The 5,694-nt window shown below is 69.6% G+C and carries 5 protein-coding genes; all 5 read right to left on the bottom strand.

Features of this window, described 5'->3' with window-relative positions:
- The coding region (locus tag OXN85_14340; protein MCY3601142.1) for a DUF1552 domain-containing protein at positions 1-527 on the bottom strand (527 nt) is incomplete at its 3' end.
- Positions 528-532: 5 nt separating this feature from the next.
- A complete protein-coding gene (locus tag OXN85_14335) occupies positions 533-3,034 on the bottom strand; it encodes a DUF1592 domain-containing protein (GenBank protein ID MCY3601141.1) in 2,502 nt (833 codons plus the stop codon).
- Between the two features lie 96 nt (positions 3,035-3,130).
- Positions 3,131-4,237, bottom strand: coding sequence for a hypothetical protein (locus OXN85_14330; GenBank protein MCY3601140.1), 1,107 nt, complete (start codon positions 4,235-4,237; stop codon positions 3,131-3,133).
- 4 nt (positions 4,238-4,241) lie between these two features.
- The gene (locus OXN85_14325; protein ID MCY3601139.1) at positions 4,242-5,333 is read right to left on the bottom strand and encodes a phosphatidylserine/phosphatidylglycerophosphate/cardiolipin synthase family protein; all 1,092 of its coding nucleotides are present in this window, start codon (positions 5,331-5,333) and stop codon (positions 4,242-4,244) included.
- Positions 5,334-5,380: 47 nt separating this feature from the next.
- The coding region (locus OXN85_14320) for a hypothetical protein (GenBank protein MCY3601138.1) at positions 5,381-5,694 on the bottom strand (314 nt) is incomplete at its 5' end.

Raw genomic sequence — 5,694 nt, 5'->3', positions numbered from 1 at the left:
CAGCCCCCCGACTGGTCCACGTTCTCGATGCAGAGCTGCATGGAGGGGATCGGCGTGTCCTGCCCGAAGCGCTGGGCGTAGATCTGGTCCATCGACGTCCCGGCCCGGATGTCCGAGCCTTCCGTCTGCCGCGGGTGGGACTGGGTCAGGAAGGTCGCGCTGGAGCGGAAGTGGTCGCCGCCGATCTCCTTGGGGATCCGGGCCTCCGCCGCCTCGATATCGGTGTCGCTGATGATCGTGAGCCGGTCCCGGAACGGTTCGAGGGAGGCGAGCGCCCCGGTGCTGAGGTCGAAGTCACGGCCGGTCTGCAGCGGCGACCAGTAGCCGCGCGACGCGCCGTACGCGGTCGAGCCCGCGGCGCCGTGTACCATCTCGATCGCGATCAGCCGCGTCGGATCCGCGGGACGGATCGATCCCCACAGCCGCCCGGCGGGGACCATGGCGTCCAGCATCGGAAGGGCCACCGTGGCCCCGACTCCGCGGAGGAAGGTGCGGCGCGGAATGTGCTTTCCCGTGATGATGTCCATCTGGATCACGTCCCCTGGTTGGTTCCGCCGTTGGTTGCCCGGTCGGTCCCGGTGCTTGAGTTGCCGGCCTCGTCCCCCTGTTCGACGATGGCGCCGCCCCGGCTCATGAGGAAGGCCGGACTCTCCGCCACTCCGAGGATGAAGGCGGACATGCGATAGTCCTCTGCCTCCGCCCGGCGCGTAATCCGGCGCACGGTCGGCATGTCGAAGTACTCGACGCGGCGTCCGAGCGCGTAGGCCATGAGGCTCTCGGTAAAGGACCGCGCCAGCGACTCGCGCCGCGTGAGCAGGGCGGTCCGCAGGTCGGCCGGCCCGGAGAGCGGCGTCCCGTCGTACAGATCGCCGCTGGGATCGACGGTTCGCCCCTGGTCGTTGATCCGGTGGGCGCCCGTGACGTCGAAGTTCTCGAGTGCGAGGCCGAGCGGATCGATGACGCGGTGGCACGAGCGGCAGGCGGGGCTCGCGCGGTGCATCTCCAGTCGCTCGCGCACCGTCAGGAAGCGGCCCTCCTCGGCCTCGTCGATCGCCTCGAGGTCCGGCACGTCCGGCGGCGGCGGGGGCGGCGGCGTCCCGAACAGGACCTCCATGATCCACTTGCCCCGCAGCACGGGTGAGGTCCGGTTCGCGTGCGAGGTCGAGGTGAGGATGCTCCCGTGCGCCAGCACGCCGCGGCGGATGTCGTCGGGATAGTCGACCTTCCGGAAGTGGGTTCCGGCCACGCCGGAGATCCCGTAGTGACGCGCGAGCCGCTCGTTGACGAAGGTGTAGTTCGCCGTCAGCAACTCGAAGAAGCTGCGGTCCTCCCGCACCAGGTGCTCGAACAGCAGCTCCGTCTCGCGGCGCATGTCGCGGGCGAGCTGCTCGTAGAAGTCGGGGAAGCGGAGCGCGTCCGGGTGAACGTTGTCGAGATCCTGCAGCCGCAGCCACTGCGCGGCGAAACGCGTCGCGAGCCCCTCGGCGTTCGGGTGCGCGAGCATGCGGCGGACCTGGGTCTCCACGCCGGCCACGTCGTCGAGCCCGCCCGTCCGGGCCGCCTCGATGAGCGCCTCGTCCGGCGGCATCCCCCACAGGAAGAAGGCGAGCCGGGAAGCGATATCGAGCGGCGCGATGCGGTACGGTCCCTCGGTCCCGGCCCCGGCGGGCGGTTCCTCGAAGCGGAAGATGAAATCCGGGCTCGCGAGGATCCCCTGGAGCGCCGTCCGCACGCCGACCTCGAAGCCGGCTTCGAAGCCGCCATCCTCTGCCCCGGCATCGTACAGGGCGAGGAGCGGGTCGATGTCCGACGCGTCCACCGGCCGTCGGTAGGCCTGCGCCGCGAGCCGCTCCACGATCTCCCGCGCACAGCGGCGCCCGGCAGCCTCATCCCCGGCTTCGGGCCGGCACGTCAGCACGCGCGCCCGGATCGGCGTCTCCGACACGCCCGACACGCCGAACGGCCCCCGGATCGTGAGGTCGCGGAGGTGGGCGACGACCGTGATCCCGTGGGAGTAGCCGATCTTCTTGTCCGCCAGACTCCACTCGTGCGGCGACACCAGGTCTTCGATCGGCCCGTCGAAGCGCTTGATGAAGGCGGCGGACACGCGGTGGGGCCCCGCCGTGACGCGAATCGGCTCCGTCTCGACCTGAACGCCGTTCGGGTCCTGCCGGTGCATCCAGCGGTCGATGTCGATGAGCGCCCGCCGCTCGCCGTCCACGGAGAGTTCGACCTGCTCGTCGAAGGGCGTCGTCTGCCCGAAGAAGTTGCCGGTCGACTCGTGCTGGAAGGCGAGCCGGAAGACGTAGTCCCCGTCCGCGGTGAAGTTGTGCACGACGGAGATCCCGCCGCGCGTACCGATCGGCGTGCCCGGCACGTGCTGCCGCTGCTCGGCGTATCGGGACACCTCGTATTCCGTCTCGCTCGGCGTCACGGTCGGGTCCCCGAGCGCAAGCCGGCTGATCTCGCTGGCCGCGGTCAGGTATCCCTCGAGCAGCGTCGCGGAGAGGTTCTGAACGTCCGCGATGTTGTCGAAGCCCGCGCTGATGGTCTCGTTCGGCAGGTAGGCGGAGGCGTCGATGTCGAGCCCGAGGAGCGCCCGGATCGAACGCTCGTACTCGGCCCGGTTCAGTCGCTGGAACGAGCGGAGGCCGGGGTCGGGGCGGTCGGCCGCCGCGGCATCGACCCGCGCTTCGAGCGTCTCGGCCAGCTCGAGCAGGTCTTCCGGCGGGGGACGCCGGATCCCCGGCGGAGGCATCATCCCGGCTCGCAGCTTGCGGATCATCTTCTCCGCCGTCTCCGCCTCGAGGTGCGCCAGCTCCACCTCGAACCGCTCCAGCGAGAGGTTCCCCAGCACCCGGGTGTCGTTGTGGCAGTTCGTACAGACCTGGTTCACGATCGTTTGCGGGATCGTGTCCGGGATGAATTCGCGGGCCTGGGCCGGGAGAGGCGCGGAGAGGGACGAGCCGCCGGGAAGCGTGGAAATCAGCCCCCAAAGCGCGATGCAGGACAGCGCAATCGCGAGTCTCTTCATGGCATCGCTCGTCCTCCGCGACCGGCGGTGCGATCTGGCTCCTCGAACCTTCTCCTGCCTAACCCTTCAATATAGTGACGCCGACTCGATTCCGCCCTACGCGGATCCTGCGCGCCCCCCGGTTTCGCCCCGGTAGAGTCTGTACATCCCGATCGTGAGCAGCGGAAGCACGAAGATGAAGAGGAATGCCCAGCTCAGGGCGCCGTAGCCGGTGGCGATGAGGTCGATGATCCCGAACCTCGAGAGGAGCGAGGCGAGGATCAGGAGCAGCACCGCCACGGCGGGTCGCAGCGCCGGGGGCATGCGGGTCCGGCGCGCCGCGAACACCCCCGCCACCCGCTCGTTGAAGGCGTGGATCACGCCGGTCCCGGATTCGATGAGGGTGCCGAAGAGGACGACCTGGAAGGCGATCTGGAACCCCCGCGACCCGAGCAGTTCGAGGAGGTGGTTGGCGGGCACCGGGCGGTCCACGATGCCCGGGTACTGCCCCGCCATCGCCACGAGGAAGAGGACGCCCGGGATGATCGCGATGGGCCCGGTGAGGGCACCGGCCCACAGCGCTTCCCGCCGCCGCCGGATGTGGCGCGTCGCGAACAGCATCGCCGGCACGAGCGACACCTGGAGCACTCCGTAGCGGAACCCGGAGAGCGCCCAGCCCTCCCGGGCTTCGCCCGACGCGAAGGCCGCTCCGATCACATCCCCGAAGGCGCCGATGGACCAGGCGAAGAACACCAGGTAGACGCCGTAGAGGACGAACGACCAGCCCGACAGGAAGCGCTCGATCGCGTCCGTCCCTTTGAAGACGAGGAAGCCGACGGTGACGAGGAGCCCGGCCACGCCGGCCGCGTACGGCAGCCCGAACGTCTCGAGCAGGAACGTCCCCGCCGCGGAGCCGATCACGGCCAGGATGAGGAGGACGGCCGCGAGATACCCGATTTCGTACACGAACCAGCCGCGCCCGAGCAGGCGCTGGAAGAAGGTCCGGTAGTCGTACGTCCCGAAGACGCGCACGAACTCGAACGAGGCCATGGCGGTGACGCTGACGAGGATCGTGGCCGGGAGGAGCATGCCCAGCAGTCCGCCCAGCGGCCCGAAGCGGAGGAAGAACTCCACGAGTTCGCGCCCCGTCCCGTACCCGCCCGCGATGATGATGGATTGAAACACGAACCCTGGCAGCAGGTACCGCCGAAACCACGAAGTCATCGGCTCATCCTCCTCCGGGTCCGGTGTTGCGGGGGCCGTCGCGCCAGGTCGCGAGGGGGATCGGGCTCGGGCGGCGCTCGCGTATTGAGGGGGAGAGCAGCTCCAGCAGGCGCATCGAGATGCCGCCGAGGCGCTCGCGCCAGCGCTGGCGGCGCTCCTTCGCCGGCTCCCCGCGCGCGAGATCGGGCTCGAGTATGCGCTCTCCGACCTCGCGGACGAGATCCGGCGCGCTCGTGACGAGGACGATCTCCGGCTGCATGCGAAAGCTCACGTAATCGAAATTCGCCGAACCGAGCACGACCGTGTCGTCGATCCGCATCACCTTCGCGTGTGTCATGGGGCCGGGCAGCATGAGGACCTCGAAGCCTTCGCGCCGCGAAGCATCGAGCGTGCCCCACTTCATGACGGCCCGGTTGTGATCCTCCGGCATCAACACCGTGACGTGCACGCCGCGGCGGTGTGCCCGGCCGAGGGCGCTCCAGAACGGCTCGCTGATGTACGGGCACTGGACGACGATCCGGTCGGTCGCCCGGTCGAGCGCGCGCGAGACGGCGTCGCGCAACCCGGCGTTGCCGCGGCCCTCGCCGACCACGATCTCGTCGCCGTCGATCTCCGCGGCGGCCGCCCGGTCGTGCCCCCGCCACGTGTGCTCGAAGTCCCGGCGCAGGAATGCCGCGATCCCCGGGCTCTCGATCCGGACCATGAAATCGTGCCAGGCGAAGTTGTGCTCGCTGAAGTTGATCCCGCCCAGGTACGCGATCCGGTCGTCGATCGCGACCAGCTTCTTGTGGTTGCGGGCGATGAGCCGGTGAAACCGCCATCCCACGGGCCACGTGAACCGGACGGGCACCCCGCCGCGCTCCAGCCGGTCGCACATCTCGCCCGTGGCCGCGACCTCGCGCTGCAGTACCGGGTCGCGCCGCGCGCGCGGCAGACCGATGAACCGGTCGTTGATCAGGTACTTCGTCACGGCGTCGGCGACGATGCGCTTCCGCGGCGCCTCGCAGGCCAGCAGGGCTTCCGTCAGGCCGAGCCCGGCCGCGTCGCCCTCGAAGGAGAGCGTCTGTATGTAGACGTAGTCGCGCGCCCCGCGGATGTCGCGTTCGAGGTGTTTCCAGAACTCGGCCCCCCCGAGACAGAGTTTCAGGCCGCCCCCTTCTCCTCGGCCCGGACGTCGGCGACATGTCGCCGCGCCTCGGCGAACAGCACGAACGCCCCCAGCACCGTCCCGAAGAACGTCGTGAGCAGCCGCCAGCCCACGACCCACAGCACCGTGACCTCGGCGAGCAGCACCCGGTTCATCATCAGCCCCGTCGAAGCCTCGGCGACGCCCGAAGCGCCGGGTGTCGGCGAGAAGTAGAGGACGATGTGCTGCAGGAGCTGGAGTCCGATGAAGGAGAAGTCGACCGATCCCTGCAGCGCCGCCGCGAGGACGTAGCCCATGAAGTACTTGTTGA

Origin of the sequence: Candidatus Palauibacter australiensis, from assembly GCA_026705295.1 — a bacterium.
GTDB classification, from domain to species: domain Bacteria; phylum Gemmatimonadota; class Gemmatimonadetes; order Palauibacterales; family Palauibacteraceae; genus Palauibacter; species Palauibacter australiensis.
This window is presented reverse-complemented; position numbering and strand designations above follow the sequence as displayed.